This is a genomic window from Shimia sp. NS0008-38b (genome assembly GCF_040370365.1).
In the GTDB taxonomy this organism is placed as follows: domain Bacteria; phylum Pseudomonadota; class Alphaproteobacteria; order Rhodobacterales; family Rhodobacteraceae; genus Shimia.
The window spans coordinates 238,465-265,075 of sequence record NZ_BAABWQ010000002.1; the positions used below are offsets into that span (position 1 = coordinate 238,465).

The window sequence follows — 26,611 nt, forward strand, 5'->3', positions numbered from 1 at the left end:
GGGGGTGTGAGAACTCAAAACTCAAAAACTTCCAACCGAGGAAGATCTCTAAACTGAGTTTGGAAAGTGGCGCTCTGGGGAGGATTCGAACCCCCGACCCCCTGATTCGTAGTCAGGTACTCTATCCAGCTGAGCTACCAGAGCGCGGTGTGTTTGGGGGATTTAGAGCCAACCGGAGGGGAGCGCAAGAGCAAAAAGTAAGAAAAATCATTTTCTCGCCACTTCCCCTTTGGGGAGGCAAATTTCAAAGCTGGTTCCGTCGCAACCGGTGTATGACAACGCCACCGACCCGCCGTGCCCGCGCACCAGTTCCGCGGAAATGGCCAAGCCCAGACCGGTGCCACCCTTGCGAATCCCACCTTGGAACGGCGTGAACAGATGCTCTTGTGCTTTAGGTGGCAACCCGGGCCCGGTGTCGCGCACCGTGATCATCCAAGCATCGTCTGTCTCAGTCGCCGCCACAGCAATTTCACCCGGCTGACCACTGGCCACAATCGCCTGACGCGCATTGCGCACCAGATTGCTCACCACCCGAAACATCTGCTCTGGATCTGCCCGCACCATCAATCCCGCCGGAATGTCATCCGCAAAACTCAGGTCAAAATCTTCCACCGCAAGCCGCTCGCTGGCCACCACATCCCCCACCACTTCACCAAGCGGAAAGCGCGTGAGGTTAGGTGCAGGTTCTTCTGCTTTGCCAAAGGCCAATGTACCCTCACACAGGTTCACGGCACGTGTGATCGAGTTCACAAGCTTGGGCGCCAAACGCCGCACAAGCGGATCCTCACTGCCCTCAATGCGGTCAGTGAACAACTGCGCCGAAGTCAGGATATTGCGCAAATCATGGCTCACCTTGGCCACCGCGCCGCCCAGTTGCGCCAGCCGTTCGCGTTGCTTAAGCGAGGCTGTGAGCTCGGTCTGAAGCGCCAACAGCGCTTCTTCGGCCTCCCGAAGCTCGGTCACGCCAGAGCGCGGCGTGATCACACTGCGCGCATCTTCAGGGGCTGCAGCATAGGTCTGCATATAGCCCACCACACCTTTGATGGGGCGCACCAAAATGGCGCGCACAGCCAGGAACAACAGAAACGCTGTGACCACCGAAATCACCGCAGACAGCAGCAAAATCCGCACGCCATAATCAATCATCGCTGCCCGCAGTTCCTGCGTGCCCATGGTGACTTCAATCAAGAGGCCCGCCTCTTGCACCGGTGCACCAATCACCCGCACCACCCGCGCGTCTTGATCCAGCAGCTGCATCATTGCGTCCCGGATCAACACACCTGCGGTCGCCCCACGCATGTCATAGGTATCGCTGATCGGTTCTGGAATCGGTGAGCTCAGGATCAGTTGGCGCATTTCATCGCGCCGCAACACCACGTTGTACACACCCGCGTTCTGCAGCAGCTCTTCTTCCAGGTCCATATCGATCATATCGTCGGCCAAGAGTGCCAAAGACGCGATCTGTGCACGCTCCAAACGCAACAACAGGTAGTCTTCGCGGTAGCGCGCCACCGACGGCACAAAGATCAGTATTTCCGCCAGCATCACAAAGATGACTGTCAGGATCAGGAACCGACCTGAAAGCGAATTGAGCATAATGCGTGACCGTTCTGGTTAGGGCAGCCAGCGTTGTACAAAGCCGACCACCTGTTTGACTCTAGGATTATCAAACAGTTGGGGTGAGAAATAGGCCCCTGCAACCCGCTTGTTGATTTCGCCCACGGTTGGATAGGGTGACACCATGCCAGCAACCGCGCTCATCTTGAGCTTATTGGCCATCACCAAGGCCCACAGATTGATCAGTTCCCCGGCGTGCGGTCCCGCAATCGACACCCCCACAGGGCGGCCTTTGACCACCATCGCTTTGATCAGCCCATAAGCATTGCGTTCGGCAATGAGGCGGTCATTGTGATGGCTCTCAAAGCGCGTCACAGTCAGCTTGTCGCCATACTGCGCCCGCGCTTGCGCCTCGGTCAGCCCAATCTGCGCCAGCTCCGGGTCGGTGTAAGTGGCATAAGGAATGTGATCGGTGCGCGCCTTAGCGGGTAACCCAAACAACATAGACCGTATGATCACGCCAGCTTGATAGCCTGCCACGTGGGTGAATTGCGCCCCACCAGCCACATCACCGATGGCATAGACACGCCGGTTTGTGGTTTTCATCGCCGCATCCACCGTGATGCCCGTCTTGTGGGTCTCAATCTCCGCGGCTTTCAGATTAAGTTGCGCTGTGTTTGCCTTGCGCCCCACAGCCACCAAAAGATGTGACCCCGCGAAGCTGCGGCCATCCAGCGTTTCGACCGAGATCACGCCATCAGCTTCAGAGACCGACTTTGCCATGGCATCCTCGGCAATCTCAACACCTTCGCTGCGCAGACGGTCCAACACAATCGCCGCCATCTCCGGATCGTCCCGTCCCAGTGCCTTCGCACCCTCAATCACGGTAACCTTGATACCCAACCGCACATGCGCCTGTGCCATCTCCATTCCAATAGGACCGCCACCAATGATCAACAGATGCTCCGGTGTCTCGGTCAGATCAAACAGGGTTTCATTGGTCAGGTATGGCACGTCGTCCAAACCGGGAATTGGGGGCACAAACGGGCGCGACCCCGTGGCAATCACCACCCGCCGGGCGGTGATCTGGTGGTCTCCGGCCTGCACCACGCGTGGGCTGACAAAATGGCCAAATTCACGGATCACGCGCACACCAAACCCTTCGAACCGCTCTTGGCTGTCCATGGGTTCGATCTGGGCGATCACGTCTTTCACATGTGCCTTGGCGGCGGCGTAATCCACCTGCGGCGCCTGATCCGCCACACCAAACACACCCGCTTTGGTCTGCCCGTGGGCAGCCTTGCCGCTGGCCAACAACGCTTTGGAGGGGACGCAGCCAAAGTTCAGGCAATCCCCGCCCATCTTATGGCCTTCCAGCAGAACCACGTTTGCACCCATCTGTGCAGCACCCGCCGCCACGGACAACCCGCCAGAGCCGGCACCGATCACCAGCACATCTGTTTTGATCTGTTCCATAGTTACAGCGCCTCTTTGCCGCGGATGAGCTTCAAAACAACAGGCAACATCGCCAGCGCCGCAAGCCCGAGAATGGGCAACAACACATGTGGCTCAAAAATGATGCCCAAATCCGGCGTTTCTCCACGCGCAAACACTTCGCCAAGGCCTGCCCCGACGGAGGTGTAAACCAATCCGCCCGGAATGATGCCCACAAAGGTCGACACCACATAACGCCACAACGACACGCCAACGAGCGCGGGAATAAGGTTGGCAACAAAAAACGGCACAAGTGGCACCAAGCGGATGATGAACAACATCGACCACTGGTTTTCATCAATCCCATCCTTAATGGCCTTCACACGCCCCTCACCGGCATCCATCTTTGCGGCCAGACGATCGCCCAGTCCCCAGCGCGCGGCCAGGAAAATCACCGTCGCCCCCAAGGTTGCCGCAGCCACGTTGAACAACACGCCCGGAAAGGTGCCAAACAGAAAGCCCCCTGTGAGCGTCGCTATTGTGGCGCCCGGCAGGGAAAAACCCGCAATCACCACGTAAATCACCATAAAGACCAACACGGCCAATCCGTAATGCGCGTCGCGATAGGCAATCAGCATCTCGCGGTTGTCTCGCAAGGTCTCAAAGTTCAGGTAGTCGCCCAGCGCATAGGCCCCCAGCACCGCACCAGCCGCAATCGCTGCCAGCGGCAACAGCCGCGCCCATTTCGATTTGGTATCCTGTGGTGTGTTGGTCACGTCTGACATCTTTGATCCGTTTCCTTCGTCTTGCCTCAACATGCGTTACGTCCGAGTAAAACAACAGGCACCTCACGCGCGCTTGATCGCGGACCCGCGTTTTGTGAGGAATCAGCGCCAAAGCGTAACAAAACGCGCCCTCCAGAGCCGTTGATGGCCGCGCTGCACCCTGTTAGATGACAATCCAAACCCCGATTTCGGCAGTGTGTCACATCCAAATGGCTGCTCTTTTTAAGGTTTTATGAACGGCCCTTGTGTTTTTGCCAAAAAACCGCCATCTGCCGTTTGACTTATCCCACAGCCCCGTCTATTGACCGGGCTTCGAATAGACAGGCATCGCGAATCTCACGCCGACGCCCACTGAAACAACTTACGGAGACGGAGCGATGAAACGCACCTACCAACCTTCGAACCTGGTTCGTAAACGCCGCCACGGTTTCCGTGCGCGCATGGCCACCAAAGCTGGCCGCAAAATCCTGAACGCACGCCGCGCACGCGGTCGTAAGTCGCTGAGCGCATAAGCTCACCGACCGTTTAGACGGAATGACACCGCCGGAGACCCCCACGGATGGCCCTGCCAACCACGGGACAGCGTCTCCGGCGGTTTCCGTTTGTCTGGACAGACCATTGGACGTTTTAAAGAAACGCAGCGATTTCCTCGCCGCCGCCCGCGCCCGAAAGCAAGGCACAAAGGCGATGATGGTGCAGGCCCGCAAACGCCGCGACGACGACACTGTGGCCGCGGAGGCCATTCGCGTCGGCTACACCTGCTCCAAGAAAGTTGGCAACGCCGTGGCGCGCAATCGTGCCAAACGGCGCATGCGTGAAGTTGCCCGCGCTGTGCTTCCCACATTTGGCAAACCCGGCTGGGACTACGTGCTGATCGGCCGCAAAGACGCCACGGCCATCCGCGATCTGATCGAGCTGCAAGGCGACTTAAAATACGCTCTGCGCAAATTGCACGCCCCTGCGAAGCCAAGGACGCCTCAAGCTTAAGCTGGCACCGGCGCGACTTCGGAGGCCGGAAACGCCATCCCCCAGGCCCGCAGTCCTTCCACCACACAGCGCAAGTTTTGCCCCTTCTCGGTCAGGGAATACTCCACCTTTGGCGGCACCACAGCATACACCTCACGTGTGATAATGCCCACTGCCTCAAGCTCACGCAGCTGCTTGGTCAAGGTCCGTTGCGTGACTGTCCCCAAACGTCTGCGCAGCTCATTGAACCGCAACGTCCCACCCAGAAGATGGAAAATGATCAGCCCTTTCCATTTGCCGGAAATCTGCTCCAGCGCGCCTTCTACGGGACACCCGCCACTGCACTCATAGTCGTCAAACCTGTTCATTCTGGCCTCATCGATACTTATGGTATCCAAATGGACACTATATGCCCAAAAGGTGCGTACTTGTCACATATAGCCCGACTCACAGATAAGGACCACACAGAAACAAAACCTTAGTACGGAGACCATCATGTCCCTCACCATCCTCGCCCAAATTACCGCCGCGTCTGGTAAAGAAGCTCTGGTCGAAGCCGAGCTCAAAAAGCTGATCGACCTCACCCGCTCCGAGCCCGGCTGCATCAACTACGATCTGCACAAGGACAATGAAAACCCCGGCTTCTTTGTCTTCTATGAGAATTGGGAAAGCCGCGAACTCTGGCAGACCCACATGAACGCGCCGCATCTGGCGGCCTACATGGAAGCCACCGAGGGCGCTGTGGACAGCTTCGTGTTGAATGAAATGTCCAAAGTCGACTGAACGGTGTTGCGGGCGCAACTCTAGCGCCCGCTCTTCAGCCCAATCCCGTCATCAGCTCCGCGCAAACCCAGGTCAAAAAAACCCACCTCCCGCCGCCTGCTTTCTTTGATAATTAACTTTTTTGCACTCAACCTATGATCGTCTTCAAGACAAACGACCACAATCTAAGTTGAGCAACACTATGCCTGTCACCGTTCTTTTGACGTTTGTCGCAACCGTCGACGATCCGTCTCACCTCCGTGAAACACTCACTGAATTGGCACAGGTGTCACAGAAAATGACAGGCGCCCTGCGGTACTCCCTATACCAAGGCCAAGACGACCCCAATTACTTCCACATCCATCAATACTGGGCCAACCGCGAGGCCTATCAGGCCTATATAAACAGCAACGAACTCAATGCAGCATTTGTTGAAATCAAAGGCCTTGTCAGCGAACTCTTGGTCAAAGAACTCACACCAGTGGCCAACGCAGAAAACAAACCGATTTTGATCGCCTGCTGATCCTCTGCAAGGGCGTCTTTAGCCCACGACCACCTTCGGGCGCTCATAAATATCCATATGCGCCGCGCCCCATTCATGCAGAGACCGCAGTATCGGCTCCAACTCACGGCCCATATCCGTCAGAGAGTACTCCACCTTGGGTGGCACCACCGGGTACACTTCACGGTGGATCACCCCGTCTTCCTCAAGTTCACGCAATTGGTTGGTCAACATCCGCTGCGTGACCTTCGGAATACGACGTCGCAACTCGTTGAACCGCAGTGTTCCCTCGGTCAGCAGATGCCACAGCACCACGCACTTCCACTTTCCATCAATCAGATGAATTGCGGCCTCCACGGCGCAGCCGGGAAAGAAATCGGGTTTTTCGTGACGTGGCTTGACCATTTAACGGTATCCATTTTGACACTACTGGCGGTTTTTGTGCGTATTGCGCCTTTGAGTATATATCATATTTCTGGCTTCAGATTTCAACAGGAGCTTCCCCATGAAAGCCATCGCTTACACCCAACCCGGTCCGATCGACGCTGACAACAGCCTGATCAACGTCGAACTCGACAAACCCACGCCCACCGGTCGCGACATCCTTGTGAACGTCTCCGCCGTTTCTGTGAACCCGGTAGACACCAAAGTTCGCCAACGCCCGCTGCCGGAAGGTCAAAGCCAGTGGGTGCTTGGCTACGATGCTGTTGGGACCGTTGACGCCGTGGGGGACGCGGTGGAGCACTTCCGCGTGGGCGATAAAGTTTACTACGCCGGATCCATCGCCCGCCCCGGCACCAACAGCGAATTCCATCTCGTCGATGAACGCATTGTGGGCCACAAACCCAAGACGCTGAGCGATGCTGAGGCCGCCGCTCTGCCTCTGACCGCGATCACCGCGTATGAGATGCTGTTTGACCGCCTCAACGTCTCTCGACCAACGCCCGAAGGCGGCAATGTGATCCTGGTTGTTGGCGGCGCTGGTGGCGTCGGGTCCATCACCATCCAGTTGCTGCGCGCGCTGACCGATATGACCGTCATTGCAACCGCCTCTCGCCCAGAAACCCAAGATTGGGTGAAAGAGCTCGGCGCGCAACATGTGATCGACCATCGCAAACCCCTCGCGGCCCAAGTGGCCGGCCTTGGCCTTGGCGCACCAGGTTTTGTGTTCTCCACCACCATGACCGATGCTCACTACGATCAAATTGTCGAACTGATGGCCCCACAGGGCCGTTTGGGCCTGATCGACGATCCCGCCGATGGCCTCAACATCATGGCTCTGAAACTGAAAGCGATCTCGCTGCATTGGGAAATGATGTTCACCCGCTCGCTCTTTGGCACCCCGGACATCGACGCTCAGCGCAAACTGCTTGATGAAGTCGCAGCCCTCGTCGACGCAGGCAGCATCAAAACCACCGTCACAGACGTGGCAGGCAAAATTGATGCCGCTACTTTGAAAGAGGTTCATGCCCTGATCGAAAGCGGCAACGCCAAGGGCAAAATTGTCCTCGAAGGCTTCTGATCAAAGGCCTCTGGGTCGGGGCGTTAGCACTTTGCGCCCCGACCCACTTCCCACCTCCGCAATGCAGCCGCATTACAGACGCAATACCGACGTTCCAATTCGGGTTAATTTGGGCCATTTCGCCCCTTTTGGAGCTTGCGTCGTGCATTGCGCCTTGGCACGCCTTTTCAGAGCAGGTAACAGGCTCTTTCAAAGAGGTCAGCCAAGATGAAGACACAAGATATGAACCGCGATTGGATTGCCACCGCCCGCACTCTGTCCCAAGCCCTGCCCTACCTGCAGCGCTACAGCGATGCGACTGTCGTCATCAAGCTTGGCGGCCACGCTATGGGCAGTGACGAAGCCATGGATGACTTTGCCCGAGACGTGGTCCTGATGCGTCAGGTTGGCATCAATCCAGTGGTTGTTCACGGCGGCGGCCCGATGATCAATGCGATGCTTCAAAAGCTTGATATCAAATCAGAATTTGTGAACGGAAAACGGGTGACCGATGCCGCCACAGTTGACGTGGTAGAGATGGTGCTTTCCGGCGTGGTCAACAAACGCATCGTGTCCGCCATCAACCGCCAAGGTGGCAAAGCTGTAGGCCTTTCAGGCAAAGACGCCAACCTCATGGTGTGTGATCAGACCAACCCAGATCTGGGGTTTGTGGGGACACCTGCAGAAATGAATCCCACGATTCTGCACGAACTTTCCGCCAACGACACCATCCCGGTGATCGCCCCCTTGGGTGCGGGCCGCAACGGCGAAACCTTCAATGTAAACGGCGACACCGCTGCCGGTGCCATCGCCGGTGCTCTGCAAGCTGACCGCCTGCTGCTCCTCACCGATGTGGCAGGGGTTAAGAACGCGGAAGGCAACGTGTTGACCGAACTAAAAGCGCAACAAATTCGAGACCTTACCACCGAAGGAGTGATCGCGGGTGGTATGATCCCTAAGACCGAAACCGCCCTTTCGGCTATCGAAAAAGGGGTGCGCGCCGTGGTGATCTTGGATGGGCGTGCGCCCAATGCCTGTCTGTTGGAACTCTTCACGGAACACGGTGCAGGGTCTATGATCCGAGACGACTAGGCCAGCTTAGCGCGCGCTATTCTCACGATTTGCGCAACGGGCCAGTCTATGTGTTAGCTTGAGAGGCCCACTGTGACACGTTTTGTACCGCTTACGGAAATTGCCCAAACGAGGCCACTATGAGCGTTGCTGCGCTGCAAACGGCGGCGCAACATGCGGGTCTTTTGACAATGGGTGCGCTCCATTTGTCGGCTGAAGCGCAAACCGAAACCACGTCCGGCACGCTCGTTCTCCTTGGCACAGGACGCGATTTTTGGCCCACGTTTACCGCAGCCCCCGAATACCTCGACGGAAAACCTCATCCTATTGACCGTTGGTCCAAACGCGTCATTGGCGCGCTGGCAAAGGCATTTGACGGCGACTGTCAATTTCCGTCGGACGGGCCACCTTATCCGCCCTTCATCGCTTGGGCCCTGAAATCAGGACGGTTTTTTCAAAGCCCGGTGGGGATGTTGGTACATGACACCGTTGGCCTTATGATATCGATGCGCGGTGCCGTGCTGATAGAGGACACGCTTACTCTGCCCTCACCACCCCTGTCTCGTAGCCCCTGTGACACCTGCGCAGCACCCTGCACAAGCGCCTGCCCTGTAGGCGCGCTCTCTGCCACAAACGCCTATGATGTGGCCGCCTGCCATTCCTTTCTGGACACACCAGATGGGGATGCATGCATGTCGCACGGCTGTCACGTCCGCCAAATATGTCCCCTCAGCAACGGCGCACACCGTCCAGCCGCGCAATCCGCCTTGCATATGAAAGCCTTTCACCCATGAGCCGCACCCTGATCCTCACCCGGCACGCTAAGTCCAGTTGGGACGATCCGTTGCAGCCTGACCATGCGCGTCCACTGAACAAACGGGGACGTACCGCCGCCCGGGCACTTGGTGGTTGGCTTGAAACGCGAGGATACTTACCACAAGAACTGCTGTGCTCAAGCGCGGCACGAACACGGGAGACATGGGCCCGGATGCGTCTCCTGCCGCAAGAGCAGCGCTACGAAGACTCGCTCTACCTCGCCGGCCCAGACACCTTGCTGCAGGTCCTGCACACGGCACAGGCAGCAACCGTGATGCTCATAGCGCACAACCCCGGCATCGCCACATTGGCTTCCCTGTTGGCTTCAACCACGCCGAAACATCCACGGTTTTTCGACTACCCAACCGGCGCCACAACTGTGTTTCAATTCGATCAGGCCACTTGGGGTGATGTCCGATTTGGGACCGGGCAAGTGATCGATTTTGTTGTGCCCAAAGAAATCGACACCTAACAGTCAGGGGCTGTATTTTTTCACCAGCGTCTGCACAGCCTCATAGACTTCCGCAGCTTTTTTAAGGTTCGAAGCATCGAGGTGTGGCGGCACGAACCGACCGGAATCATTATCAAAATACTGGCCTGACGCATTGGAAAAGTCATCTGACAATGCCGCGAGGGCCAAAATGTCGGCACCGATCCCAAGATCGTTGCCCGCCAATCCAAAACCTTCTTTGACCATCTTACTGGCCAACAAGCTCCCTGGGTTTACGGCCACCAAGATCGGTCCATCATGCAACTCGCGCGCCATCTCCTGTGTCCAAATGGTTAGGGCAAGCTTGCTCTGTGCGTAGGCCTCCATATCAGCGAGTCGTCCATGGCCAGCCATCGCGTCGACATCCACAGATGCCTGCGCGGCGGACGAAAGGTTCACCACTCGTCCGTTTGGAGGCAGTTTTGTCAGTAGCCGTCTTGTCAGCAGATATGGCGCCAATGTGTTCACCACAAATCGCACGTCTAACCCGCTCTCGGTCAAGGGATTTGGCGTCTTCAACACCCCCGCATTGTTGATCAACACATCAATCAGAACCTGCTCCGCAGACAGTTCATCTGACAGACGAACGACTTCGGCGAACCGGGATAGATCCGCCTGATAGGTTTTCACCGTCGCACCTTTTGACAGCGTGTCGAGCGTGCTTTTTACGGCCGAAAGCTTCTCTGTGTTTCGCCCGTGCACCAATACGGAGTGCCCCATTGCGACCAATCGCTTCGCGGTCTCATACCCAATGCCATCCGTGGCGCCCGTGATCAAAATCGTCTTTGTCATTCTTGCTTGCCACCTTTTCACTCACACACTGATACCCCTGCAGTGTCGATCAAAAGCTGTCATGCGCAAAGCAAAAAGCCGCGGTGTTTCCGCCGCGGCTCTCTGATTTTCAAATGTGATGGTTTGGATCAGTGGCCCAAAATTTGACTCAGGAACAGCTGAGTCCGCTCGCTCTTCGGATTGTTGAAGAACTCTTCGGGCTCGTTCTGCTCCACGATCTGGCCTTGGTCCATGAAGATCACGCGGTTGGCAACCTGACGGGCAAAACCCATCTCGTGTGTCACGCACAACATGGTCATGCCCTCTTCAGCCAGCTCGATCATGGTGTCGAGCACCTCTTTGATCATTTCTGGGTCAAGCGCTGATGTCGGTTCATCAAACAGCATGATGCGTGGCTTCATGCAAAGCGAGCGTGCAATCGCCACACGCTGTTGCTGTCCACCAGACAACTGACCTGGGTATTTCAAAGCTTGATCCGGGATCTTCACTTTCTCAAGAAAGTGCATCGCAATTTCTTCGGCTTCTTTTTTGGGTGTTTTGCGTACCCAAATCGGAGCCAGCGTCAGGTTTTCCAACACGGTAAGGTGCGGGAAAAGGTTGAAGTGCTGAAAGCACATGCCAACCTCTGAACGGATCTTGTCGATGTTTTTCAGGTCGTTGGTCAGCTCGATTCCATCCACGATGATGTCGCCCGACTGGTGCTCTTCCAGACGGTTAATACAGCGGATCAGCGTCGATTTACCGGACCCAGAAGGCCCTGCAATCACGATCCGTTCGCCTTCGTTGACGGTCAGGTTGATGTCACGCAACACGTGAAAGCTGCCGTACCACTTGTTCATGTTCACGATTTGAATCGCAACCTGATCACTCACCTGCATCTTAGAGCGGTCGATCGCGCGTTCGGTCATAAGTTCAGACATAGATGAACTCCTTACTTGTGTCCGGTTGCGAGACGACGCTCCAACCATTGTGAGTATTGTGAGATGCCGTAGCAGACAACAAAGAACAGAAGCGCGGCAAAGCCCCACAGTTCCCAGTAAATGCCTGTCCACTCAGGTGCGCCGCCCAAAATTGGGCCACGGATCATACCAACAAGATCAAACATCGAAATGACCGAGACCAAGGTGGTGTCTTTGAACAGCCCAACGGCCACGTTCACGATCCCTGGTATCGAAATCTTCAATGCCTGCGGCAGGATGATCAACCGCATCGCCTGCGGATAGTCCAATCCAAGACTGTCAGCGGCCTCATACTGCCCTTTGGGGAGCGCAGCGAGACCACCGCGGATCACCTCTGCAATATAGGCTGCAGAGAACATCGTGATCATGATCACCACACGTAGGAACAGATCGACTGTGCTTTCTGGCGGGAAGAAGTACGCCAGCATAACCGATGCCACAAAGAGCAGCGTGATCAACGGCACGCCGCGCACGAACTCAATGAACACCACACAGACACCCTTGATCAGTGGCATGTCAGATTGACGTCCCAGCGCAAGAGCAATGCCAAGAGGCACGGACAAAGACACACAGGTCACACCCAACATCAAGTTGAGCATGAAGCCACCAAGGTCACGTGAAGGCACGGCCGGTAACAGCGCATTCTCAGAAGCGCCTTCGGGGATCAGTGCCCCGCCGATGCCCCAGACCACAAATGCCGCCACAATGCCGCCGAAGAAACCAACGGCGAAAGTCGATTTGCCAAACCGCTGAAACACTGCAAAGCCAACCGCGACGCCCGCAAGAGCCACCAACGGTGCAAGAATGGTTCCGCCCCATATCAGCCAAAAGGCCGCAAACGGATACAACGCGGTCACGATCAGCAACTTGCGTGGCAGGTCAAAGAACAGCACCGGTGCAATCGCCACGAGCATCAGCACAAACGCCAAGTTCGGGCGCCAGTACTCTTCGCTTGGGTATTTGAAACCGTAAATCAGCTGGTGCCAGCGCTCGGTCAAGACCGAGAAACACGCGCCGGTTTTGCCAGCCAAAATTTCGCGACATTCCGCCAATGAGCTTGTTGTCCACAAGCCATTCACGATCCATGGCACGACACCTTGAAGCACAATAAATACGAAATACAGTGCGACAATGGTTAGAATGCTGTTCGGAACGTTAGAGAACAGATTTTTTCGCATCCACTTGATCACACCGGTTTCACGCGCCGGAGGCGGGGATTCCGGAATGGTTTCTGTGGCCACAAAAGCGATTGAGTTGTTTTGAGTATCAGACATCACTCAGCGCTCCTTCAGCTTCACAGAAGAATTGTAGACGTTCATCACCATCGAAATCAGCAGCGACGCCGTGAGATAGAACAGCATCAGCAGCAGCACACATTCGATGGCCCGCCCGGTCTGGTTCAGCGTGATGCCGCCCAGCGTTGCGGTGATGTCGGCGTAGCCCACAACGATCGCCAAAGACGTGTTTTTCGTGATGTTCAGATACTGTGAAATCAACGGCGGAATAATCACCCGCAGCGCCTGTGGAAGTACCACAAGGTTCATTACGCGGTTGGACCGCAAACCCAAAGCGGAGGCTGCTTCGGTTTGGCCCTTGGACACAGCTTGAATACCTGCCCGCACGTTTTCTGCAATGAATGCGCCGGTGTAGATCGACAAAGCAAACCAAAGCGCAATCAGCGGACCGCCAACTTTGATGCCACCACTGAAGTTAAAGCCTTTCAGCGCGGGATATTCCCACGTCAAGCCCATGACCAGCATCAGAACGATCAGAGGAACAAACCAAATTGCCAACGTCATCCAAATCGTCTTCGGACGGATACCCGTGTCTTCTTGCTTGGCAGTGGCCCATGCGCTCAAACGACGCGTGGCAAACCATGATCCAACCAAACCCGCGATCACCAAAAGCCAGCTCAGTCCAGCAGAGCCAAACAGGGCGTTTTCAAACCAAGGCAAAGGAATGTAAATGCCGCGATTTGTGAAAGCAAACATATCAAACACCATGCTGGCCGTCGCATTGTCCCCACGAAACGCCCGGGGGCCAGGAAGAACTGCCGTCATGATTGTGAAGATGATGATGATCCAGATCAGAACCGGAATGTTCCGGAAGATCTCGACATAGAAGGCCATCAGCTTAGATACGAGCCAGTTGTTGGACAGGCGCAGAACACCCGCGACCACACCAAAAACGGTCGCTGTGATACAGGCCAACACCGCGACAAGCAGGGTGTTGAGAATGCCTACCAGTGCCGCACGTGCATGAGAGGATTGGCTGTCATATTCAACAAGGCGTTGATTGATGTCGTACCCAGAGGGATCGCCTAAGAAATTGAAAGAAATGTTGAGGCCGGCGGCGCGCAGGTTCTGGATCAGGTTGTTGCCAAGGTACCAGATAGCAAACGCAAGCAAGACCGCGGCGATCGCCTGAAACGTCAAAGAGCGGTACCGGGTGTCATTGATTAGCATAGACAGCCGGAACGACTCCTTGGGAGGGTCGGTCAGAGTGGTCATATGGGATCTTCCCCGTTCGTCGGCCGTTTTTGTCTAGGGCGTCTTATGCGCCATGGCCGATTTTTGTTGTTGGGTCACGTAATGTGAGAAGGGCGCGGTTTGATCCGCGCCCTTCATCAAGAGTTCTTAACGGAAAGGTGGAGAGTAGATCAGACCACCATCAGTCCACTGAGCGTTCAGGCCACGGGCCAGACCGATCGGAGTGGATTCACCGATGTTGCCTTCAAACAGCTCACCATAGTTGCCGCCCGCCATAAGTGCGGATTTCGCCCAATCAGCTTCCAGACCCAGCATCTCGCCCAGCGTACCTTCGGTACCCAACAGACGGTTTACTTCTGGGTTGTTGGTGCCGCCAGCCATCTCAGCGATGTTTGCGGAAGTCACACCCAGCTCTTCTGCTGTGATCAGAGCGTTCAGAGTCCAGCGAACCACGTCACCCCAGTTGTCGTCGCCGTGACGAACCAGCGGGCCGAGAGGCTCTTTGGAGATGATTTCTGGCAGCAGTGTGTGCGCAGATGGATCTTCAAAAGTCGCACGTGTCGCGGCCAGACCAGACGCATCGGTGGTGTACACATCACATGCACCGGCAAGGTACTGCTGCTGTGCTTCAGCGTTGGTTTCGATTGGAACCGGCTCATAGCTGATGTTGTTGGAACGGAAGAAGTCCGCCAAGTTCAGCTCAGTTGTGGTACCAGTTTGGATACAAACGGTTGCGCCGTCCAGTTCCTTCGCGGAGGACACACCCAGTTCTTTTGGAACCATGAAGCCCTGACCGTCATAGTAGTTCACGCCAACAAAGGTGAACTTCAGGTCAACGTCGCGGCTGAAGGTCCAAGTGGTGTTACGTGCCAGAACGTCGATTTCGCCAGAAGCCAGCGCTGTGAAGCGTGTCTTACCAGTGGTTGGAACAAATTCAACGGCTTTCGGGTCGCCCAGTACAGCAGCTGCAACAGCACGACACACGCCAACGTCGAAACCCATCCATTCGCCGTTTGCGTCTGGTGCGGCAAAGCCAACCAGACCGGTGGTTACGCCACAGTTCAGCTTGCCGCGCGCTTTAACATCGTCAAGCGTACCGGCGGCAGCTGCACCAGCCGCCAGGCCAGCAACTGTCAACGCACCAAAAACTACGGATTTTTTCATTTTTACCTCTTCCTGTTTCCCACCCATTTGCGGGCGGTTATATGGCCACTCCCGGCCGTAGATCGATGTTGAGGAATAACACCCCCCTTACATCTAGAGCAGTTTGCTCGCATTCATCGCCAAACGTCAAGAGGTCCATCACGCAATACAATCAATGCTTGCGACATTGACCAAAGCGGCTTGATTTGCTTCCGTTCCGACTAGTTTGTCGCCATTTTGAAAAATGCGTAAGCATGGAGAAACGCCTGATGTTTCTTTTCGGCTTCCTCAGCCGCGTCATCATCGCGGCCCCATTGATCTTCTTGCCACTGCTCGTCGATTCGTGAGAGCCGCCAAAGCGTTTCAATTGGATGGAGGTCGTGCGTTGCAGCGAATCCTATGATCAAAGATCCAGATATCCCCACAAGATCGTGAAACGCAGCCATTTGAAAATTGTCAAACCCATGCACAAGAGTGCTCAACTTGCGCAGCGACTCGCTGTCTTGGGCCTCAAACATCACCCCGGCAACAGGCTTGAGTTTGGCACCAAGGCTCTCTTCGGCCCAAACCAGAAGCGGGTCCCAAGCCTCGACCTGCCGATCGATCAATTCTTGCGGCGTTGTCGCCCGGTAGCACACCAAATCGCTGCCACCGTACTCTGCAAGCATCTCCGCCACTTCCGCGTGCTGGATCGCCACCTTGTCGATCGCGGCATTCGCCGATCGTGTGACTGGCATCGACGCTGGATCAACTTCGCCGTCTTGAGCATCCCACTCAGCCGCCATGGCCTCAGCCATAACCTGCGTGGGCACCACCAAAGCGGCTTTGGCTGGCGTTTTCACCGCGCGCCCGTCCAAAAACACACCGTATCCGCCCTCAACGGCTTCCGGGGTGGTGTCCTTCCAGAATCGTTTCGTTGCCCAGCCACTCATGATTGTCGCTCCCAAAGTGTATCCAGCGCTCTTTGCAACGCTTCAAAATCATTCACAACCGTGTGCGCTTTGCCCAAATCCGCCACCGGATGGTAGCCCCAAGCCACGCCGATACCGTGCACACCCGCCGCTGCAGCCATATCCATGTCGTAACTGGTATCCCCAATCATAACCGTATCCGCTTTGGTCACACCGGTCTCTGCGATGGCCGTTTCTATCATCGAAGGATGTGGTTTTGACGGATGGTCGTCGGCCACCTGTGTGGTGACAAACATTCCGCGTAATTCATGCCCTTCGATCAGCTTATCAACGCCACGCCGGGACTTTCCGGTCGCAATTCCCAAGAGCACGTCATCACGCGCGTGCAATCTGGCGAGCATCTGATAGGCACCATCAAAAAATGGCGATGACTTGGCCGCGCCGACCGCCGCACGGTGGTGCATATACCCCGCTTTATATCCGTCCACCAACCGCGCCCGCAGATCAGGCTCCCCTTCGGGGAAAAGCTTGAATATCGCCACATCGAGCGACAGGCCAACAATACCCAATGTGTCTGTTCTCGACGGCGGCAAAAGCCCCTGCCCTTCAAACGCCATGCGCATCGCCTCAACGATCAGGTCTTGGCTGTCCACCAAGGTGCCATCGACGTCAAAAATGACCAGTTTTAACCGCATAAGACCCCCAATTGCCTATGGGAGCCTGCTTCATCACGGTCCCTTTCAAAGGTCAAGCGTCGTCGGCATAAGCCCCCGAAGAATAGGTCAGTTCATAAGAGTGGCTGTAGAGTTCAACCAAGTTGCCAAAGGGGTCTTCGCAATAGACCATCCGATAGGGCTTTTGGTCCGGATAGTAATAGCGCACCTGCTGCATACGTTGCTTGCCCCCCAAAGCCTCAATCCGCGCAACACGCGCCTCCAGATCATTGTCTTGCAGGCAGAAATGAAAGATTCCGGGCTTCCAATAGTCAAACGGCGGCGGTGTGTCTTCTGTCTTAGGGAATTCAAAAAGCTCAATGCCCGTTCCATCAGCCGTGGACAAATGCGCAATCCGAAACCGGCCCCACCCTGCCCCGAACACATCATCACACATTTCGCCAATCGCGCTGTTGTCTTGCACAACCTCGCTGGGCGGCATCAACAAGTATAGATCAAACGCTTTGGTGTAAAATTCCACCGCACGGTCTAAATCAGGCACAGTGATGCCAATATGGGAAAACGAAACAGCCGCCATGGGCCTCTCCTCTCAAATAAGATGCGTATCAAAGTCGTGGTATGCTCACAGCATGCCACGGGTCTTGATACGCTCCAAACTTTTGAAGAGATTATTTTGGCTTAGCGCAGGCTCTCAAACGGATCATCCGCCGCAAGATCTTCGGACCAACCAAAGGTTTCCCAGGTGTGCTCCATGTGATCCGGCAAATCCGCTGTCACCGTAATTTGCTTACGTGTGGCTGGATGTTCAAAGGTCATGCTGCGGGCATGCAGGTGTAGCTTGTTGGAGATCACCCCACCCAGCTTTGCGCCCCAACCATCACCAAGGTTCTCCTGACCTGACCCACCATATTTGCCATCCCCAATGATCGGATGACCAATCTCGGCCATATGCGCGCGCAACTGGTGCGTGCGTCCCGTAATGGGCTCCATCGCCACCCAAGCCGCACGGTTTGCGACGCGATACAGCGTTGCATATTGCGTGATCGCGCGTTTGGCGCCGGGTGTGTGATCAACTTCACGCGGATGCACCGCAATCATCTTCTCACCTTCTCCGCGCGCGCCATGCCCACCCGCTTTCATCAAGCCATATTTGATTTCACCCAAATAAGGTGTCGGCACACCCGCCACCACGGCCCAATAGATTTTGCGCGTTTGCTTGTGACGCATCGCAGCTGTCAGCCCCTGTGCCGCCTGCCGCGTACGCGCCAAGAGCAACACACCAGAGGTGTCTTTGTCCAACCGGTGCACCAGCCTTGGTTTCTCATCAAACCCAAACCGCAACACCTCAGCCATGCCATCCACATGGCGGTTCTGTTTGCTGCCACCCTGTGTTGGCAAACCGGGTGGCTTATTCAGCGCAATCACATGCTCGTCGCGATAAATCACGCAGCCATGGATCAGTTTCTCATCCGCTGGAGATACGGTTGTGCGCACTGGCGCTGCAGGCTTGGTGCTCGCATCCGGCAGTGGCGGCACGCGCACCGATTGGCCTTCCTCAACCCGCGTGTTGGCCTTCACCCGGCCACCATCTACCCGGATTTCACCTTTGCGACACATCTTCTCGATCTGTCCTTGGCTCACGTGGGTGTATTTCCGCTTGAACCACCGGTCCAATCGTTGATCACCTTCGCCCGCATCCACGGTCACAGTCTCTACGCGGCTCATGCCAGCAGTCCTCTTGTCAAAACGACACCCAGCATCAACGCGCCCACCGCGCCGACCACCGACAGTCCCACATAAAACGTCGCCGCACCAATGTCGCCGCGCTCAATCAAAGTCACCGTTTCCAGGGAAAACGCCGAAAACGTTGTGAACCCGCCCAACAATCCAGTCATCACCAAAGGTGACAAATGAGTCAGCCCACGCTGCGCCGCCGCCACGACAAACACGCCCATCAAGAAAGATCCAATGACGTTTACCGTGATGATCGCCACAGGGAACCCATTCCAGAACCCCTGCCCAATCAGCCGCACAACGCCAAGACCTACCAGATAGCGTAGCGCCGCGCCCACTGCGCCACCCAAAGCCACATATGTCAGGTTCAAAATCATCCGGCGTCTCTCTGCCCTTATGCAGGTAATGTCAAGAAAACCTGATATCTCTCAAAATAGCACTGCTTTTTTGGGGCAAATACATCTCAGCGAATTGGCACTAAGCCAACCGGTCCGGCCCGTCACCCGCCGCGTTTGCCGCGAAGCTTGGCAAAGTAATCCAACCGCTTCTTCAATTCGCGCTCATAACCGCGTTCGACCGGTAGATAGAGCGCAGGGCGCTTCACTGTGTCGGGAAAGTAATTCTGCCCGGAAAACCCATCCTGTGCATCGTGGTCATATTGATATCCATCGCCATAGCCCTGCTCTGCCATCAACGACGTTGGCGCATTTAGAATGTGTTTCGGCGGGGGCTCTGATCCGGTCTTTTTCGCCAAGGCCCGCGCCGCTTTATAGGCCGCATAACCGGCATTGGTTTTGGGCGCCAAAGCCAAATAGATAACGGCCTGCGCCAATGCCAACTCACCCTCAGGGCTGCCCAAACGCTCATAGGTCTCCCAAGCATTGAGGCACACCCCCTGCGCTTGTGGATCTGCCAGCGCAATATCTTCACAAGCCATCCGCGTCAGCCGCCGCGCCAAAAACCTTGGATCTTCTCCGCCTTCCAACATCCGCGCGTACCAATAGAGCGCCGCATCGGGGTCTGAGCCGCGCACCGATTTGTGCAGTGCTGAAATCAAATTGTAGTGCTCATCACCGGATTTGTCGTATTTCGCAGCGCGACGCATCAAGCGCGTTGCCAAAGCGTCCGTGTCAAGCTTGCCCTCAACAGACCAAGCCATCACCTGTTCAATCAGGTTGAGCAGCGCCCGCCCATCTCCATCGGCCATTTCCAACAGCGCTTCGCGCGCTGCCCCGTCCAACGGCATGGCGCGATCCATTTCTTTTTCCGCGCGCTGTGCCAAGCGCTCCAGATCCGCAAGGCTCAGCCGCTCCAACACCAAAACCTGTGATCGGCTCAGCACCGCAGCATTGAGTTCAAACGAAGGGTTCTCTGTGGTTGCCCCCACCAACAGGATTGTCCCATCTTCCATGTGGGGCAAAAATCCATCTTGTTGTGCTTTGTTGAAACGGTGGATCTCATCCACAAACAGCAACGTTCCGCGACCATTGGCGCGCCGCATCTTGGCCGCTTCAAACACTTTGCGCAGCTCAGGAACGCCGGTAAAAATCGCACTGATCTGAACAAAATGCAGATCCGTTTCATCTGCCAAAAGGCGCGCAATTGTGGTTTTGCCCACCCCTGGTGGCCCCCAAAAAATCAACGACGACAAGGAGCCTGATGACAGCATCACCCCCAACGGCGCCTCCGGTCCCAAAACCTGCTCTTGTCCAATCACCTCAGACAAGGCGCGCGGCCTCAGTCGATCCGCCAAAGGTCGCGGGGCGTCTCCCGCAGGGCGTGTCGAAATCTCTGCCGGTGTGGTGTCAAATAGGTCGGCCATAGGCTGAGACGATATCCTTAAAGTCTAAAACGCATCACCACCCGCTGGGTGCCGCGCTGGACCTCTAACGTAAGCCGGTTACGCGCCGCGCGCAAAGCTTTGTCCGCGTCTTTGGTTGCCAAAATGTCTGCGCCATCGATCACCCGCAGAACATCTCCCGCGCGCAACCCCAAGCGTGCCCCCACCTCTCCGGGTTTCTCAACAACCACACCCTCCAGACTGAGCGGCAAACCAAATTCTCGTATGACCGCTGGATTGATGTTGGACATCAGCATGCCCGGGATCGCGGATGTTCGACCGGTCTCAATGGAATTGCGCGCGGGATTTTCGGGCGCGTTGGTCATTTTGACCACGCGGCTCTCCGCCGCGCCGTCGCGCATCACTTCAACTTCAACCTCGTTGCCCAGTCCAGAAACCGACATACGGAAAATCATCTCCGCAGGTGTGTTCACCGGCTGTCCATCTAAGGCAACAATCACATCACCCGACTCAAGCCCGGCGGCCAAAAATGGGCTTTCCTCATGTAACGAGGACACAACAATCCCGCCCGGCCGCTTGAGGCCAAGCCCTTCCGCCATATCCGCATCAACCGGTTGGCCAAACATCCCCGCCCACGGGCGCTGAAACGCATCAAAACCGGCGCGCGCCTGTTCGACGAACTGCGCCACCAAGCGTGACGGGATGGCAAATCCAATCCCATTGGAGCCTCCAGAGCGGGTCAAAATCGACGTGTTTATACCGATCAAATCGCCATTCACGTCAATCAATGCCCCGCCCGAGTTGCCTGGGTTGATCGCCGCATCGGTCTGAATGAAATAGCCGCGCGCGTTCCCCGTCGCCACACCAGAGCGCGCAAGACCAGACACAATCCCGCTTGTCACGGTTTGACCCACCCCAAACGGATTGCCGATCGCCATGGCCAATTCGCCCACATCGACGTTGTCACTGTCACGCAGCGTCAAAAACGGTAACCCACTGGCGTCTTGGAGTTTGAGAATAGCCAAATCGCTTTCCTCATCGGACAACAGCACCTCAGCTGTGTATTCCCGACGATCATTGAGATGCACCCGTATGTCTGTGCTCATGCCCACCACATGGTAGTTGGACACCACAATGCCGTCCTCCGACAGGATCACCCCTGAGCCAAGCGAGTTCTCCACCCGAGGCTGCGGTGAGCCAAAGTTGCGAAACAATTGGTCAAAGAACGGATCACCCGTGAAAGGGCTCTGGCGAACTTGCACAATTTGCTTGGCATAAATGTTCACAACCGCTGGAGCTGCCTTTTTCACCAAAGGCGCAAAACCGAGTGAAATCTCGCTCTGGGTTTGGGGGATTTTGGTTTCAGCAGACAGGCTTGTCCCAAGGCCAAGCACAAGGGCAAAAAGAGCAGAACGGATCATGCAGGTTCCTCTGAAAATACCTTGTGGCAGATATGCGCAGCAGGCCTTTGAATTGCAAGCCGGGACATGTTGCGCGCCACGTCCATGCAGGCATGATGCGTCCATGCCGACCGCGCACTTTGCAAAGCCAGATGCCCACCAATCATTCGCGTACAATCTGATCCACACTTAAACGCAAGCCTCAGGGCAGAAAGTCAGTCTCGTAACCCTCAGCGCTCGCGTCCCCACGGCGAAGCTTCACAGCGGCAACACGCCCCATCTCATCAGCGCATTTCGCCCCCGCCCCGTTGCCGCCAGCAAGCACAAAGATGCGATCACTCTGTCCATAAACCAATGGATTGCCACGCGGCGTAAAAGACGTGGCACAGCTCTGATAGGACACGCTACGATAGGATAACCCCGGTATCATCCCGAGCAAAACCTCCCTCAAATGCTCTCCAACAGCGGCACTTCCTCCGCTGCGAAACCAGTCTTTCATCTGTGCCACATCGGTCAACTCATTATCCTCGGGGTCCCCACCAAGTTTCAAATAGGTTTTTCCGTCAGGATAGCTCACCGGGGGCAAGACATAACAATCGCCCTTCCCATCTGGGGAATAGTAAACCACCGACGGCATATCTTTTAGCCGCGCTGTTTCCGCCGCATCGATCTCAAGGAGCGCTGTTGTGCGCGCATACACCTTCAACGGCAGCGGCTCTGGCAACAGCTCTTCCACTTTGGAAAATGCGCCACAGGCAACCACAACCTTATCAGCAGCAACATGTTGCCCATCAGCGCAACGCACCACAACGCCTTGGACGGTCTCCTCAATCCCAACGGCCTCTGTGCGCAGCAACGTCACCCCGCGCGCTTGCGCCACAGTGATTTCAGCAATCACATGCACGCGCGGATTGATCCATCCGCCGCCCGGCTCAAAGAGCCCTGCGATACCCGTAGGAAATCCGAAAAACGGAAACCGCGCCTTTAACCCCGCGCTGTCCAAAGCAATATGTTCCACCCCATCGCGCTTGGCGACTGCCAAATTCTCGGCCATGGCATCACTGGTCCCACCTTGCGTTGGTGCGGCCAACAAATAGCCAGAAGCGTGAAAAAACTGTGTACCGCTCGCCGATTCAATTTCGCCGTAACGCTCCATGGACCGCGCCGCGAACCGCGACCAATCTTGCTTTCGATCAAGCCGCCGGGTGATGCGCGCCTGATCATAGTGGCTGCCGAACACACCTGTGTGCGTCGCGGCCTGCGCAGGCTCTTTGGGCCCGATCAAAGCGACCTTCGCACCCATCTCAGCCAAATGCCGGGCACAGGCACTCCCCCAGAGCCCCGCCCCTACAACAATCGTATCAAATGCCATCAGCCTGCTCCTTGCCACCCAGAGGTCCAAGGCAGACCATGGCGTCCGCGTTCAAAAATGACCACCACAAACAAAAAGGACCCCCGCCAAACGGCAGGGGTCCAGATTTCGGGAAATCCGAGAGTGTCTTATTCGTCGGCGGCTTCCGCAGCTGCCAGGCGCGCCTTGTCGGCGGCGCCTTTTGCGTCAACGTCACGATCCACAAATTCGATGATCGCCATCGGTGCCATGTCGCCATAACGGAAACCGGCTTTCATGATGCGGACGTAGCCACCCTGACGGTCTTTGTAGCGTGGGCCCAGAACGTCAAACAGTTTTGCAACGTACTGGTCTTCTTTCAGACGCGACGCGGCCAGACGGCGCGCGTGCAGGTCACCACGTTTTGCCAGCGTGATCATCTTTTCGATGATCGGGCGCAGTTCTTTCGCCTTTGGCAGGGTGGTTTTGATTTGTTCGTGTTCGATCAACGAACCCGCCATGTTGGAAAACAGGGCTTTACGGTGTTCGTGTGTACGATTTAGGCGGCGATAACCACGAGCGTGACGCATTTTATTTCTCCATCTTGCGTTTTTGCTTTGTCTGACCAGTGATGCGTGTCACCGGCTCTCCTTAGGGCTTTGGGCCCAGTCTTCCCCGGCAAGTCCGGGCATTTGTAGAAGTGGGCGGGGTTGCCCCCGCCCAAATTTCTTAGAAGTTGTCTTCGAATTTCTTCGCCAGATCTTCGATGTTGTCTGGTGGCCAGTCCTCGACGTCCATGCCAAGGTGCAGCCCCATGCCGGACAGCACTTCTTTGATTTCGTTCAAAGATTTGCGGCCAAAGTTCGGGGTGCGCAGCATTTCTGCTTCGGTTTTCTGGATCAGATCGCCGATGTACACGATGTTGTCGTTCTTCAGGCAGTTTGCCGAACGAACAGACAGTTCCAGCTCGTCCACTTTCTTCAGCAGAAGCGGATTGAACTCGAGACCATCGTCTTCTTCCTGACGACCAGCCGACTCAGGCTCATCAAAGTTCACGAAGATCGACAGCTGGTCCTGCAGAATACGCGCAGCAAAAGCCACGGCATCTTCTGGCGTGATGGAACCATCGGTGTCGATTTTCATGGTCAGCTTGTCGTAGTCCAGAACCTGACCTTCACGGGTCGGCTGCACATCATAAGACACGCGTTTGACAGGCGAGTAGATCGCATCAATCGGCATCAAGCCGATGGGCGCGTCTTCTGGCTTGTTTTTGTCAGCAGAGACATAGCCTTTGCCGGTGTTGACGGTCAGCTCGACATAAAGGTCGGCACCATCATCAAGGTGGCAGATGATATGGTCTTTGTTGAGAACTTCGATACCAGCGCTGTCACTGATGTCGCCAGCTGTCACAGCACCCGGACCTTTTGCATTGATCGAAAGACGCTTTGGCCCTTCAACTTCCATGCGCAGGCTCACGCCTTTGAGGTTCAGGATGATGTCGGTCACGTCTTCACGTACACCGGCAACACTGGAAAATTCATGCAGAACGTTGTCGATCTGAACGCTGGTGATGGCCGCGCCTTGCAGCGAGCTCATCAGAACGCGACGCAGCGCGTTCCCCAATGTAAGGCCAAAACCACGCTCCAGCGGCTCAGCAACAACCGTTGCCTGACGCGCGGGGTCGTTGCCCGGCTTTACTTCAAGCTGTGTCGGCTTGATCAATTCTGCCCAATTTTTGTGGATCATGCGTCCCTCCATACTTGTCTCGTTCCCATGTCCAAAAGAACCAGACGCCCGAGGTTTCAAAATGACGAACTGGGGCCGTGCGGATCACGCGGCCCCAGGGTATATAAAAAGTCGCTTAGACGCGGCGGCGCTTTGGTGGGCGGCAGCCGTTGTGTGCGATTGGCGTTACGTCACGGATAGATGTGATGTTGAAACCAATTGCCGCCAGAGCGCGCAGCGCGGATTCACGGCCGGAACCGGGACCCTGCACTTCAACTTCCAGCGTCTTAACGCCGTGGTCTTGCGCTTTTTTGCCAGCATCTTCTGCAGCCATCTGAGCCGCATAAGGTGTGGATTTACGCGAACCCTTGAAGCCCATTGTGCCAGCAGACGACCATGAGATCGCGTTGCCCTGCACGTCAGAGATCAGGATTTTTGTGTTGTTGAACGAGGAGTTCACGTGGGCTACGCCCGACGCAATATTCTTACGCTCTTTTTTCTTGGTACGAGTCTTTTCGCGTGCCATGGATCAAACCCTCCCTTATTTCTTCTTGCCAGCAATGGCCTTTGCAGGGCCTTTGCGTGTGCGAGCGTTGGTGTGGGTACGCTGACCGCGAACGGGCAGGTTACGACGATGGCGCAGACCGCGGTAGCAGCCCAGATCCATCAGACGTTTGATGTTCATCTGCACTTCACGACGCAGGTCACCTTCAACGGTGAAGTTGGCGTCGATGAATTCACGCACAGCCAGAACTTCTGCGTCGCTCAGCTCGTTTACACGACGAGTCGGGTCAATTTTGACACCTTCGCAGATTTCTTTGGCCGAAGCTGGTCCAATACCAGTGATATAAGTCAGGGCGATCGGGACCCGTTTGTGGGTCGGGATGTTTACGCCGGCAATACGTGCCACGTGTCACTTTCCTTTTCGTTGCGGTTCCGTGGTTCCAGAACCTTTTTTCACAACGTAAGCCCGACGCAATCAAGCAACCGGGCCTCAGCTGATCAGGTGGTCTTGCTACGCGGGGGCGACCCACAAGCAAAGAATTGATTCTCCGTTAAGAGATGAGGTGATTTATGGGGGTTTGGGAGGGGTGTCAAGCGCTACCAGAAAACAAGAGTTTCTGCACCCTAGAATTCAAACTTCGACTCTGCCTAGTATTGTGTTTTTTAACGCCACCGAAAGCAACGCGGGTGCCGAGATTTGTTCCAACAACTCCCCTGCATCTTTTCGATCCAATCCGGTTCCAGACAAAATGTCTGAGACTTGACTTGCGAGCAGATTAATCTCTTGGTCCTCCAGATAGGACCTTTCAAACAACCGCCTGAATTCTTCGTCCCCTTCCAACTTAATAAATTGCGCCAATGCTTCTTGTACTATTGCCTCAAATGGCGGATTCCCCAAAACCAACTGCCTTTCGTCTGGGCAGAACTTGGCTACCAGAAAGGCTGTTAGCAACTGCCTCAATTCTAGTGCTGAGGCGGAGATTGTGACTTCCATCGCGGATCCTCAAAATGGGTTGGGCCCAAGAAATGGAAAAGTTGCATCCACACCTTGCGTTATTGGACCCAAGTGTTTGTATGCATATCCACCCGCGAAACTATTGTCAGGCTGAAAATTTGCCTCGGTCGTAACGTATGGATGGATCATGACCACGTACGCTCCTTTTCCGTTATGCCACTCTAAACCAGCGAACAATTCTCTGATTACTGTCTTCGCCGGCAGCGCCAGTGGAGTAACATACACAAACCCCTTCCAATTAGGTTGGATG

Annotated in this window: 31 protein-coding genes and 1 tRNA gene; 8 read left to right on the plus strand and 24 right to left on the minus strand. The window is 55.8% G+C overall.

Features of this window, described 5'->3' with window-relative positions; all coding sequences use genetic code 11:
• Positions 1 to 67 precede the first annotated feature (67 nt).
• From ABWV47_RS07175 to ABWV47_RS07190, 4 genes are all read right to left on the minus strand, one after another.
• A tRNA-Arg gene (locus ABWV47_RS07175) sits at positions 68 to 144 on the minus strand.
• A 63-nt stretch (positions 145 to 207) separates the two neighbouring features.
• Positions 208 to 1,596, minus strand: coding sequence for a sensor histidine kinase (locus ABWV47_RS07180; RefSeq protein WP_353310159.1), 1,389 nt, complete (start codon positions 1,594 to 1,596; stop codon positions 208 to 210).
• 18 nt (positions 1,597 to 1,614) lie between these two features.
• Complete coding sequence (locus ABWV47_RS07185; RefSeq protein WP_353310161.1) at positions 1,615 to 3,033, minus strand: dihydrolipoyl dehydrogenase family protein; 1,419 nt, start codon at positions 3,031 to 3,033, stop codon at positions 1,615 to 1,617.
• 2 nt (positions 3,034 to 3,035) lie between these two features.
• Positions 3,036 to 3,776, minus strand: a complete 741-nt coding sequence (locus tag ABWV47_RS07190; protein WP_353310164.1) for a TVP38/TMEM64 family protein — start codon at positions 3,774 to 3,776, stop codon at positions 3,036 to 3,038.
• A 377-nt stretch (positions 3,777 to 4,153) separates the two neighbouring features.
• Here ABWV47_RS07190 and rpmH point away from each other — a divergent pair, with 377 nt between their 5' ends.
• Positions 4,154 to 4,288, plus strand: coding sequence for a 50S ribosomal protein L34 (gene rpmH / locus ABWV47_RS07195; RefSeq protein WP_005980833.1), 135 nt, complete (start codon positions 4,154 to 4,156; stop codon positions 4,286 to 4,288).
• 22 nt (positions 4,289 to 4,310) lie between these two features.
• Complete coding sequence (gene rnpA, locus ABWV47_RS07200; protein WP_353310173.1) at positions 4,311 to 4,763, plus strand: ribonuclease P protein component; 453 nt, start codon at positions 4,311 to 4,313, stop codon at positions 4,761 to 4,763.
• Here rnpA and ABWV47_RS07205 read toward each other — a convergent pair.
• A complete protein-coding gene (locus ABWV47_RS07205; RefSeq protein WP_353310175.1) occupies positions 4,760 to 5,110 on the minus strand; it encodes a winged helix-turn-helix transcriptional regulator in 351 nt (116 codons plus the stop codon). The genes rnpA and ABWV47_RS07205 overlap by 4 nt on opposite strands.
• Before the next feature lie 127 nt (positions 5,111 to 5,237).
• On the opposite strand from ABWV47_RS07205, the gene ABWV47_RS07210 reads away from it, so the two are divergent.
• Positions 5,238 to 5,525 carry a putative quinol monooxygenase gene (locus ABWV47_RS07210; protein WP_353310176.1) on the plus strand — a complete coding sequence of 96 codons (288 nt, stop codon included), beginning with the start codon at positions 5,238 to 5,240 and terminating at the stop codon, positions 5,523 to 5,525.
• A 181-nt stretch (positions 5,526 to 5,706) separates the two neighbouring features.
• Entirely contained in the window at positions 5,707 to 6,027 is a 321-nt protein-coding gene (locus ABWV47_RS07215; RefSeq protein WP_353310177.1) for a putative quinol monooxygenase, read from the plus strand.
• Between the two features lie 18 nt (positions 6,028 to 6,045).
• Here the strand turns inward: ABWV47_RS07215 and ABWV47_RS07220 are convergent, their stop codons facing one another.
• Entirely contained in the window at positions 6,046 to 6,411 is a 366-nt protein-coding gene (locus tag ABWV47_RS07220) for a winged helix-turn-helix transcriptional regulator (protein WP_353310179.1), read from the minus strand.
• A gap of 100 nt (positions 6,412 to 6,511) precedes the next feature.
• Between ABWV47_RS07220 and ABWV47_RS07225 the strand changes: the two genes are divergently transcribed.
• From ABWV47_RS07225 to ABWV47_RS07240, 4 genes are all read left to right on the plus strand, one after another.
• Entirely contained in the window at positions 6,512 to 7,528 is a 1,017-nt protein-coding gene (locus ABWV47_RS07225) for a zinc-binding alcohol dehydrogenase family protein (RefSeq protein WP_353310181.1), read from the plus strand.
• A 207-nt stretch (positions 7,529 to 7,735) separates the two neighbouring features.
• Entirely contained in the window at positions 7,736 to 8,599 is an 864-nt protein-coding gene (gene argB / locus ABWV47_RS07230) for an acetylglutamate kinase (protein WP_353310184.1), read from the plus strand.
• Positions 8,600 to 8,718: 119 nt separating this feature from the next.
• A complete protein-coding gene (locus ABWV47_RS07235; RefSeq protein ID WP_353310186.1) occupies positions 8,719 to 9,372 on the plus strand; it encodes a ferredoxin in 654 nt (217 codons plus the stop codon).
• Entirely contained in the window at positions 9,369 to 9,866 is a 498-nt protein-coding gene (locus ABWV47_RS07240) for a SixA phosphatase family protein (protein WP_353310188.1), read from the plus strand. Before ABWV47_RS07235 ends, ABWV47_RS07240 begins: the two co-directional genes overlap by 4 nt.
• A gap of 3 nt (positions 9,867 to 9,869) precedes the next feature.
• Here the strand turns inward: ABWV47_RS07240 and ABWV47_RS07245 are convergent, their stop codons facing one another.
• The 18 genes from ABWV47_RS07245 to ABWV47_RS07330 all read right to left on the minus strand — a co-directional run bounded on the left by ABWV47_RS07245 (position 9,870) and on the right by ABWV47_RS07330 (position 26,340).
• Positions 9,870 to 10,676, minus strand: coding sequence for an SDR family NAD(P)-dependent oxidoreductase (locus ABWV47_RS07245; protein WP_353310191.1), 807 nt, complete (start codon positions 10,674 to 10,676; stop codon positions 9,870 to 9,872).
• Between the two features lie 128 nt (positions 10,677 to 10,804).
• On the minus strand, positions 10,805 to 11,596 hold the full coding sequence (locus ABWV47_RS07250) for an amino acid ABC transporter ATP-binding protein (RefSeq protein ID WP_353310193.1): 792 nt from the start codon (positions 11,594 to 11,596) through the stop codon (positions 10,805 to 10,807).
• Positions 11,597 to 11,607: 11 nt separating this feature from the next.
• Positions 11,608 to 12,909, minus strand: a complete 1,302-nt coding sequence (locus ABWV47_RS07255; protein WP_353310195.1) for an amino acid ABC transporter permease — start codon at positions 12,907 to 12,909, stop codon at positions 11,608 to 11,610.
• A 3-nt stretch (positions 12,910 to 12,912) separates the two neighbouring features.
• Positions 12,913 to 14,145 (minus strand): amino acid ABC transporter permease, encoded by a 1,233-nt coding sequence (locus tag ABWV47_RS07260; protein WP_353310197.1) that lies wholly within the window; start codon positions 14,143 to 14,145, stop codon positions 12,913 to 12,915.
• Positions 14,146 to 14,271: 126 nt separating this feature from the next.
• The gene (locus tag ABWV47_RS07265; protein WP_353310200.1) at positions 14,272 to 15,288 is read right to left on the minus strand and encodes an amino acid ABC transporter substrate-binding protein; all 1,017 of its coding nucleotides are present in this window, start codon (positions 15,286 to 15,288) and stop codon (positions 14,272 to 14,274) included.
• 200 nt (positions 15,289 to 15,488) lie between these two features.
• Entirely contained in the window at positions 15,489 to 16,199 is a 711-nt protein-coding gene (locus ABWV47_RS07270) for an ATP12 family chaperone protein (RefSeq protein ID WP_353310203.1), read from the minus strand.
• A complete protein-coding gene (locus tag ABWV47_RS07275) occupies positions 16,196 to 16,873 on the minus strand; it encodes an HAD-IA family hydrolase (RefSeq protein WP_353310205.1) in 678 nt (225 codons plus the stop codon). The genes ABWV47_RS07270 and ABWV47_RS07275 overlap by 4 nt, the downstream gene beginning before the upstream one ends.
• 52 nt (positions 16,874 to 16,925) lie before the next feature.
• The gene (locus tag ABWV47_RS07280) at positions 16,926 to 17,429 is read right to left on the minus strand and encodes a VOC family protein (RefSeq protein ID WP_353310208.1); all 504 of its coding nucleotides are present in this window, start codon (positions 17,427 to 17,429) and stop codon (positions 16,926 to 16,928) included.
• Between the two features lie 101 nt (positions 17,430 to 17,530).
• Positions 17,531 to 18,577 (minus strand): RluA family pseudouridine synthase, encoded by a 1,047-nt coding sequence (locus ABWV47_RS07285; protein ID WP_353310210.1) that lies wholly within the window; start codon positions 18,575 to 18,577, stop codon positions 17,531 to 17,533.
• On the minus strand, positions 18,574 to 18,963 hold the full coding sequence (gene crcB / locus ABWV47_RS07290) for a fluoride efflux transporter CrcB (protein ID WP_353310212.1): 390 nt from the start codon (positions 18,961 to 18,963) through the stop codon (positions 18,574 to 18,576). The genes ABWV47_RS07285 and crcB overlap by 4 nt, the downstream gene beginning before the upstream one ends.
• Before the next feature lie 122 nt (positions 18,964 to 19,085).
• The gene (locus ABWV47_RS07295; RefSeq protein WP_353310214.1) at positions 19,086 to 20,408 is read right to left on the minus strand and encodes a replication-associated recombination protein A; all 1,323 of its coding nucleotides are present in this window, start codon (positions 20,406 to 20,408) and stop codon (positions 19,086 to 19,088) included.
• Positions 20,409 to 20,425: 17 nt separating this feature from the next.
• Positions 20,426 to 21,808: a trypsin-like peptidase domain-containing protein gene (locus ABWV47_RS07300; RefSeq protein ID WP_353310217.1), complete on the minus strand. Its 1,383-nt coding sequence runs from the start codon at positions 21,806 to 21,808 to the stop codon at positions 20,426 to 20,428.
• 181 nt (positions 21,809 to 21,989) lie between these two features.
• Entirely contained in the window at positions 21,990 to 23,159 is a 1,170-nt protein-coding gene (locus ABWV47_RS07305) for an NAD(P)/FAD-dependent oxidoreductase (RefSeq protein ID WP_353310220.1), read from the minus strand.
• 128 nt (positions 23,160 to 23,287) lie between these two features.
• On the minus strand, positions 23,288 to 23,707 hold the full coding sequence (gene rplQ, locus ABWV47_RS07310) for a 50S ribosomal protein L17 (protein ID WP_353310223.1): 420 nt from the start codon (positions 23,705 to 23,707) through the stop codon (positions 23,288 to 23,290).
• Between the two features lie 139 nt (positions 23,708 to 23,846).
• Entirely contained in the window at positions 23,847 to 24,863 is a 1,017-nt protein-coding gene (locus ABWV47_RS07315; RefSeq protein ID WP_353310226.1) for a DNA-directed RNA polymerase subunit alpha, read from the minus strand.
• A gap of 115 nt (positions 24,864 to 24,978) precedes the next feature.
• Positions 24,979 to 25,368 (minus strand): 30S ribosomal protein S11, encoded by a 390-nt coding sequence (gene rpsK, locus ABWV47_RS07320; protein WP_353310228.1) that lies wholly within the window; start codon positions 25,366 to 25,368, stop codon positions 24,979 to 24,981.
• A gap of 15 nt (positions 25,369 to 25,383) precedes the next feature.
• Complete coding sequence (rpsM, locus tag ABWV47_RS07325; protein WP_353310230.1) at positions 25,384 to 25,752, minus strand: 30S ribosomal protein S13; 369 nt, start codon at positions 25,750 to 25,752, stop codon at positions 25,384 to 25,386.
• A 225-nt stretch (positions 25,753 to 25,977) separates the two neighbouring features.
• A complete protein-coding gene (locus ABWV47_RS07330) occupies positions 25,978 to 26,340 on the minus strand; it encodes a hypothetical protein (RefSeq protein WP_353310232.1) in 363 nt (120 codons plus the stop codon).
• Positions 26,341 to 26,611 lie beyond the last annotated feature (271 nt).

What these genes read in the sequence shown, in the direction of transcription:
- ABWV47_RS07180 (WP_353310159.1), bottom strand. Translation starts at nt 1,596, where the DNA reads ATGCTCAATTCGCTTTCAGGTCGGTTCCTGATCCTGACAGTCATCTTT.
- ABWV47_RS07185 (WP_353310161.1), bottom strand. Translation starts at nt 3,033, where the DNA reads ATGGAACAGATCAAAACAGATGTGCTGGTGATCGGTGCCGGCTCTGGC.
- ABWV47_RS07190 (WP_353310164.1), bottom strand. Translation starts at nt 3,776, where the DNA reads ATGTCAGACGTGACCAACACACCACAGGATACCAAATCGAAATGGGCG.
- rpmH (WP_005980833.1), top strand. Translation starts at nt 4,154, where the DNA reads ATGAAACGCACCTACCAACCTTCGAACCTGGTTCGTAAACGCCGCCAC.
- rnpA (WP_353310173.1), top strand. Translation starts at nt 4,311, where the DNA reads ATGACACCGCCGGAGACCCCCACGGATGGCCCTGCCAACCACGGGACA.
- ABWV47_RS07205 (WP_353310175.1), bottom strand. Translation starts at nt 5,110, where the DNA reads ATGAACAGGTTTGACGACTATGAGTGCAGTGGCGGGTGTCCCGTAGAA.
- ABWV47_RS07210 (WP_353310176.1), top strand. Translation starts at nt 5,238, where the DNA reads ATGTCCCTCACCATCCTCGCCCAAATTACCGCCGCGTCTGGTAAAGAA.
- ABWV47_RS07215 (WP_353310177.1), top strand. Translation starts at nt 5,707, where the DNA reads ATGCCTGTCACCGTTCTTTTGACGTTTGTCGCAACCGTCGACGATCCG.
- ABWV47_RS07220 (WP_353310179.1), bottom strand. Translation starts at nt 6,411, where the DNA reads ATGGTCAAGCCACGTCACGAAAAACCCGATTTCTTTCCCGGCTGCGCC.
- ABWV47_RS07225 (WP_353310181.1), top strand. Translation starts at nt 6,512, where the DNA reads ATGAAAGCCATCGCTTACACCCAACCCGGTCCGATCGACGCTGACAAC.
- argB (WP_353310184.1), top strand. Translation starts at nt 7,736, where the DNA reads ATGAAGACACAAGATATGAACCGCGATTGGATTGCCACCGCCCGCACT.
- ABWV47_RS07235 (WP_353310186.1), top strand. Translation starts at nt 8,719, where the DNA reads ATGAGCGTTGCTGCGCTGCAAACGGCGGCGCAACATGCGGGTCTTTTG.
- ABWV47_RS07240 (WP_353310188.1), top strand. Translation starts at nt 9,369, where the DNA reads ATGAGCCGCACCCTGATCCTCACCCGGCACGCTAAGTCCAGTTGGGAC.
- ABWV47_RS07245 (WP_353310191.1), bottom strand. Translation starts at nt 10,676, where the DNA reads ATGACAAAGACGATTTTGATCACGGGCGCCACGGATGGCATTGGGTAT.
- ABWV47_RS07250 (WP_353310193.1), bottom strand. Translation starts at nt 11,596, where the DNA reads ATGTCTGAACTTATGACCGAACGCGCGATCGACCGCTCTAAGATGCAG.
- ABWV47_RS07255 (WP_353310195.1), bottom strand. Translation starts at nt 12,909, where the DNA reads ATGTCTGATACTCAAAACAACTCAATCGCTTTTGTGGCCACAGAAACC.
- ABWV47_RS07260 (WP_353310197.1), bottom strand. Translation starts at nt 14,145, where the DNA reads ATGACCACTCTGACCGACCCTCCCAAGGAGTCGTTCCGGCTGTCTATG.
- ABWV47_RS07265 (WP_353310200.1), bottom strand. Translation starts at nt 15,288, where the DNA reads ATGAAAAAATCCGTAGTTTTTGGTGCGTTGACAGTTGCTGGCCTGGCG.
- ABWV47_RS07270 (WP_353310203.1), bottom strand. Translation starts at nt 16,199, where the DNA reads ATGAGTGGCTGGGCAACGAAACGATTCTGGAAGGACACCACCCCGGAA.
- ABWV47_RS07275 (WP_353310205.1), bottom strand. Translation starts at nt 16,873, where the DNA reads ATGCGGTTAAAACTGGTCATTTTTGACGTCGATGGCACCTTGGTGGAC.
- ABWV47_RS07280 (WP_353310208.1), bottom strand. Translation starts at nt 17,429, where the DNA reads ATGGCGGCTGTTTCGTTTTCCCATATTGGCATCACTGTGCCTGATTTA.
- ABWV47_RS07285 (WP_353310210.1), bottom strand. Translation starts at nt 18,577, where the DNA reads ATGAGCCGCGTAGAGACTGTGACCGTGGATGCGGGCGAAGGTGATCAA.
- crcB (WP_353310212.1), bottom strand. Translation starts at nt 18,963, where the DNA reads ATGATTTTGAACCTGACATATGTGGCTTTGGGTGGCGCAGTGGGCGCG.
- ABWV47_RS07295 (WP_353310214.1), bottom strand. Translation starts at nt 20,408, where the DNA reads ATGGCCGACCTATTTGACACCACACCGGCAGAGATTTCGACACGCCCT.
- ABWV47_RS07300 (WP_353310217.1), bottom strand. Translation starts at nt 21,808, where the DNA reads ATGATCCGTTCTGCTCTTTTTGCCCTTGTGCTTGGCCTTGGGACAAGC.
- ABWV47_RS07305 (WP_353310220.1), bottom strand. Translation starts at nt 23,159, where the DNA reads ATGGCATTTGATACGATTGTTGTAGGGGCGGGGCTCTGGGGGAGTGCC.
- rplQ (WP_353310223.1), bottom strand. Translation starts at nt 23,707, where the DNA reads ATGCGTCACGCTCGTGGTTATCGCCGCCTAAATCGTACACACGAACAC.
- ABWV47_RS07315 (WP_353310226.1), bottom strand. Translation starts at nt 24,863, where the DNA reads ATGATCCACAAAAATTGGGCAGAATTGATCAAGCCGACACAGCTTGAA.
- rpsK (WP_353310228.1), bottom strand. Translation starts at nt 25,368, where the DNA reads ATGGCACGCGAAAAGACTCGTACCAAGAAAAAAGAGCGTAAGAATATT.
- ABWV47_RS07330 (WP_353310232.1), bottom strand. Translation starts at nt 26,340, where the DNA reads ATGGAAGTCACAATCTCCGCCTCAGCACTAGAATTGAGGCAGTTGCTA.